The organism is Rhizobacter sp. P1_G5, assembly GCF_056405435.1.
The window spans coordinates 1-5,311 of sequence record NZ_JBFUCB010000435.1; the positions used below are offsets into that span (position 1 = coordinate 1).

6 protein-coding genes are annotated in these 5,311 nt (G+C 72.8%); 4 read left to right on the forward strand and 2 right to left on the reverse strand.

The genetic code is table 11. The annotated features are described in order from the left end of the window. On the reverse strand, positions 1–1,048 hold a 1,048-nt coding region (locus tag AC1D12_RS23785; protein WP_477843270.1), incomplete at its 3' end, for a molybdopterin cofactor-binding domain-containing protein. After that, positions 1,045–1,548 carry a (2Fe-2S)-binding protein gene (locus AC1D12_RS23790; protein ID WP_477843272.1) on the reverse strand — a complete coding sequence of 168 codons (504 nt, stop codon included), beginning with the start codon at positions 1,546–1,548 and terminating at the stop codon, positions 1,045–1,047. The genes AC1D12_RS23785 and AC1D12_RS23790, both read right to left, overlap by 4 nt. 110 nt (positions 1,549–1,658) lie before the next feature. On the opposite strand from AC1D12_RS23790, the gene AC1D12_RS23795 reads away from it, so the two are divergent. The 4 genes from AC1D12_RS23795 to AC1D12_RS23810 form a co-directional block, all read left to right on the forward strand. Continuing rightward, positions 1,659–1,997, forward strand: a complete 339-nt coding sequence (locus AC1D12_RS23795) for a c-type cytochrome (protein WP_047500114.1) — start codon at positions 1,659–1,661, stop codon at positions 1,995–1,997. Next, a complete protein-coding gene (locus tag AC1D12_RS23800; protein ID WP_477827197.1) occupies positions 1,994–3,265 on the forward strand; it encodes an NAD(P)/FAD-dependent oxidoreductase in 1,272 nt (423 codons plus the stop codon). Before AC1D12_RS23795 ends, AC1D12_RS23800 begins: the two co-directional genes overlap by 4 nt. After that, positions 3,262–3,912: a hypothetical protein gene (locus tag AC1D12_RS23805; RefSeq protein ID WP_477843275.1), complete on the forward strand. Its 651-nt coding sequence runs from the start codon at positions 3,262–3,264 to the stop codon at positions 3,910–3,912. Before AC1D12_RS23800 ends, AC1D12_RS23805 begins: the two co-directional genes overlap by 4 nt. 10 nt (positions 3,913–3,922) lie before the next feature. Further along, on the forward strand, positions 3,923–5,311 hold a 1,389-nt coding region (locus AC1D12_RS23810), incomplete at its 3' end, for a TFIIB-type zinc ribbon-containing protein (protein ID WP_477843277.1).

Consider the following 5,311-nt stretch of genomic DNA (forward strand, 5'->3'; position numbering starts at 1 on the left):
CGTTCATCGTCTCCATCGTCGCGTGGTTCTGGAACGGGTAGCTGTAGACCGCCTCGACGACGCGCGCGGCCGAGGCCAGCGCGGCCCGCGCATCGCCGTTCGAATTGCCGACCGCCGCCTCCGGCGCATCGAGGCCGGCCTTCAGCGTCGCGGCGATCTCGGCGCTGCCGATCTTCGCGTTCGGGCCTTCGTCCCACACCACCGGCAGCGCCTCGAGTGCGGACTTCGCGCGCCACCAGGTGTCGGCGACGACGGCCACCGCGCTGTCACCGACGCGCAGCACCTTCTTCACGCCGGGCCGGTTCGCGATKGCCGCCGCATCGAAGCTCGCGAGCTTGCCGCCGAACACCGGGCAGTCGCGGATCGCCGCGTTCAGCATGCCGGGCAGCTTCAGGTCGGAGCCGTAGACCTGCGAGCCGTCGAGCTTGCCGCGCGTGTCCAGCCGCGCGAGGCGCTTGCCGGCGAGCTTCYAGTCCTTCGGGTCCTTCAGCGCCACGTCGGTGGGCGGCGTGAGCTGCGCGGCTGYCAGCGCGACCTTGCCGTAGGTGGTCTTGCGGYCGCTCGCCGCATGCGTGATCACGCCCTTGTCGACCTGGCACTGCGCCGCCGGCACCTGCCAGCCGTCGGCGGCGGCCTGCACGAGCATCGTGCGGGCGATCGCACCGCCCTTGCGCACGTAGTCGTGCGATTCGCGGATGCCGCGGCTGCCGCCGGTCGAGAAGTTGCCCCAGACGCGCTTGCGCGCCAGGCTCTGGCCGGGCGTCGGGTACTCGGTCTTCACGCGCGACCAGTCGCAGTCGAGCTCCTCGGCCACCAGCTGCGCGAGGCCGGTCAGCGAGCCCTGGCCCATCTCCGAGCGGGCGATGCGGATCACGACCGTCTCGTCGGGTTGCACGACGACCCAGGCGTTGATCTCCGGCGTGGCGGCAGCGGGCGTCGCGGCCTGCGCAGCAGCCTCGTCGGCGAACGGGATGTGGAATGCGACGACCAGGCCGGTCGCCGCCGAACCAGCCAGGAAACCGCGCCGCGACAGCACCGGCGCGTTCATGCCTTGCCCCCGTCGATGTGCACGATGTTCAGGCCCGCCTGCTTCGGATCGCCGCCATGCGCTGCTGCCTTGATCGCCGCGCGCACCCGGTTGTAGGTGCCGCAGCGGCAGATGTTGGTCATCGCGTCGTCGATGTCGGCATCGGTCGGCCTCGGCTTGGCCTTCAGCAGCGCGGCGGCCGCCATGATCATCCCGGACTGGCAGTAGCCGCACTGCGGCACGTCGAGCGCGGCCCAGGCCTTCTGGATCGGGTGCGAGGCGTTCGCCGACAGGCCCTCGATCGTCACGATCTTCTCCTCCGGCCCCACCGTCGAGGCCGGCCGCACGCAGCTGCGCGTGGGCACGCCGTCGAGGTGCACCGTGCAGGCCCCGCACTGCGCGATGCCGCAGCCGTACTTGGTGCCGGTCAGCTCCAGCTGCTCGCGCAGCACCCACAGCAGCGGCGTGTCGGGCTCGGCTTCGAACTCGCGGACGCTTCCATTGACGTGAAGTCGGGGCATCGGTCTCTCCTGGGTTGGCGACGGAGCATCTCTCAAGAGCGACCACTGCCGAAGCCCCTGCTGCGCATAGGGGACGAAAACCGTAGGATTCTGTGCAAGGAGACACCCGCATGACCTTGCAGCCCTCTCTCTGGTTGGCGTTCGCGCTGGCCCTGTTGACCGTCGCCGGCAGCGCCGCGGCCGCCCCTTCGGCCGCGCTGTCGGCCGACGAGCTCGCGCTGCGTTCGCTGGCCGCCACCTGTGCCGCCTGCCATGGCACCGACGGCCGCCCGGCACCGGGCAGCGCGATCGTCGGCCTGGGCGGGCGCGAGCGCGACGACCTGCTGGCACGCCTCATCGGATTTCGCGATGGCAGCCGCCCCGGCACCGTGATGCCGCAGATCGCCAAGGGCTACACGCCGGCGCAACTCTCGCAACTGGCCGGCTGGTTCGCCGCGCAGGCCCGATGAAGCGCCGTGACCTGCTGGCGACGGCCGGCGCGTTCGGGCTCGTCGCCGGTTGCGCGGCACCGGCCGCCGTGCCGGCGCGTGCGCAGGTGGTGGTGATCGGCGGCGGCTTCGGCGGCGCCACCGCGGCGCGCTACGTGCGGCTGCTGTCGCAACAGCGCATCGAGGTCGTGATGATCGAGCCGCAGCCGCGCTTCGTGTCCTGCCCCGGCTCCAACCTGGTGCTGGGCGGCACGCGCACGCTCGACGAACTGACGCTGTCGTACGACGCGCTCACGTCACGCCACGGCGTGCGCTGGGTGCGCGACGAGGCCACCGCGATCGACGCCGGGCGCCGCCAGGTGACGCTCGCCTCCGGCGCGGCGATCGGCTACGACAAGCTGGTGCTGTCGCCCGGCATCGAGCTGATGTTCGACGAGGTCGAGGGCCTGCGCCGTGCGCACGACGACGGCCGCGTGCTGCAGGCCTGGAAGGCCGGGCCCGAGACGCTCGCGCTGCGCCGGCAGCTCGAGGCGATGCCCGACGGCGGCGTGTTCGCGATCACGATCCCCGAGTCGCCGTACCGCTGCCCGCCCGGGCCGTACGAGCGCGCCTGCGTGGTGGCAGCGTATTTCCGGCGCGCCAAGCCGCGCTCGAAGCTGCTGATCCTCGACGCCAACCCCGACGTCGTCTCGAAGCCCGCGCTCTTCAAGGCCGCGTGGCGCGACCTGTACCCGGGCATCGTCGAGTACCGGCCGCAGCACAAGGTGATCGGCGTCGACGCGGCGGCGGGCACGCTGCGCATCGAGCTGCAGGATGCCGTGCGCGCCGACGTGCTGAACGTGCTGCCGCCGATGCGCGCCGGCGCGCTCGCGGTGAAGAGCGGGCTGGCCAATGCGGTGAACCGCTGGTGCCGCGTGAACTTCATCGATTTCGGCTCGACGGCCGCGCAGGACGTGCACGTGCTCGGCGACGCGATCCAGATCGCCCCCGGCATGCCGAAGAGCGCGCACATGGCGAATGCGCATGCCAAGGTGGCGGCCGCGGCGATCGTCGCGCAGCTGTCGGGCGTCGCGGTCAACGAGCACCCGATGCTGACCAACACCTGCTACAGCTTCGTCGACGAGACGAACGCGATCCACGTCGCGAGCGTGCACGAGTACGTCGCGGCGGAGTCGACCTTCAAGCCGGTGGCGGGCGCCGGCGGCGTGTCGGCGCAGCGCAACGAGGCCGAGGGCGCCTATGCCGGCGCGTGGGCGCGCAACATCTGGGCCGATACTTTGGGGACATGAGCCTTCCTGCAGAACTCGATCCCTGGTTCGCCCGCATCGCCGTCGGCGACTACGCCGGCCGGCTCGATGTCGAGCTCAACCTGCTCGACCGCGCGCAGGCCACCGAGTGGACCGGCTTGCTCACGTACCACCCGATCGTCGCCGCGCTCGGCGGCATCGTGCTCGACGACCCCGAGACCAGCAACCACCACGTCTACGCCAGCCGCTCGCCGCTGCGGGGCAGCGTGTTCTACCTGGCCCATGACGACGACTCGCGCATCGTCTACGCGTCGCTGGCCGATTTCCTCGCGGCCGCCGACGACGCGAAGCGGCAGCAGACCTGGCTCAGCGAACTGCACCCGGCCTGCTCGCCGGTCGCGGCCGACCAGGCCGGCCTGTCGCGCTGGATCGGCGAGCTGATCGGCGGCCACGCGGGCCACGATGTCGTGATGGCCCTGGTGCCGTCGCTGGACCTGACCGACACGGCCCTGCTGCGCCGGCTCGTCACCGACCCCGACTTCTTCCTCGGCGAGGCCGTCGCGGCGGAGATCGAGAAGCGGCCGACGCGCGCGCTCGGCCCGATCGCCGAGCTGTGCACGCTGCATCCGCACCCGCAGGTGGTCAGCGCCGGGCGGCTGGCGGCGCGCGCGATCGCGACACTGCGCTGAAGCCACCGCCGTGAACACTCCCGCCAAGACCCCCGATCCGCGCGTGGCCCGACGCATCGCCTGCCCACGCTGCAGCGCGCCGATGCGCGTGCTGTCGCTGTCGTCGCACAAGGGACTGCCGGTCACGGTGGAGCATTGCCCCGACTGCCGCCTCGTGTGGTTCGACGAGTTCGAGTCGGTGCAGCTCGACAGCTTCGGCTGGGTGCGCCTGCTGCGCGAGATGGAGGCCGGCACGGGCCGCCCGCTGGCCGAGGCGCAGGCCGCGCACCCGGCCTGCCCGCGCTGTGCCGCAACGCTGAAGCAGGTGCAGAACCGGTCGCGCTTCGGCCTGTTCGCCGCGCTGGAGTGCCCGCGCCGCCACGGCCACCTGCACAGCCACAGCGGCCTGCTGGCAGAACGCGGGCTGGTGCGCCCGCTGGGCGTCGCCGAGCGGCAGGCGCTGGCGCAGGAGAGGCACGCGCTGCACTGCCTGAACTGCGGCGGCGCCGCGTCGGCCGGCGACGACCACTGCAGTTGGTGCGGCACCGCGCTGGTGGTGATCGACATGCCGCGGCTGGCGCATTCGCTCCGGCTGCAGCTGGACGGCATGGGCGCATCGCCGCGCGCCATCGGCCGTGCCACTGCCTGGCCCTGCCGCGCCTGCGGCGCTGCCCTCGACCCGGCCCGCGACACGCAGTGCGGGCACTGCGGCCACATCGTCGTCGCCCAGGACCTGCCGGACATCGACCCACTGCTGGCGGCGGCCGAAGCCGATCTCGCCGCGGCCGCCGAAGTCGAGGCGAAGCGCCTCGCGCGCTACCCCAGCACGCGCCGGCCGCGCACGCCGGCCGCGCCAGGCTCGGCAGCGGCACCTCAAACGCGCCGGTCGATTCTGTCCGGCTGGACGCCGCTGCTGGCTGCTCTCGCGGCGGCGCTGGCGCTCGCCGTGTTCGTCCTCGCCGATCTGCACGGGCCGGGGCGCGACCCGATGGAAGCCCTGCGCGAGCAGCGGCTGGGCGCCCGCCCGGGGTCGGCCTGGGCCTTGCTGCCGGTGTGGCGCGAGCTGGCCCCCGGCGACCGCAACGGCCTGCAGGCGCTGCGCCGCGGGCTCTTCGCGGTGCACCTGCGCCAGCTCGCCGGGGAGCACCTGCCGGCCACCGCGACACTGGGGCAGGTCATCGACGACACGCTGCCGCAGGCCGCGCGGTACCGCGACATCACCGGCCGCTGGCAGGCCGAGCTGTCGCGCAGCCTGAAGATCGACCCGGTGGCCGGCGAGCCGCCGCTGGGCGACGAAGCCGCGGAGTTCGGCGGGCGCCTCGCGCCGGCGGCACCGAACGTGTGGATCCAGTCCCCATCGCGCACGGCCGCGCTGTGGGGCCTGACGGTGCAGAACAGCGGCAGCTTCACCATCCTGGCC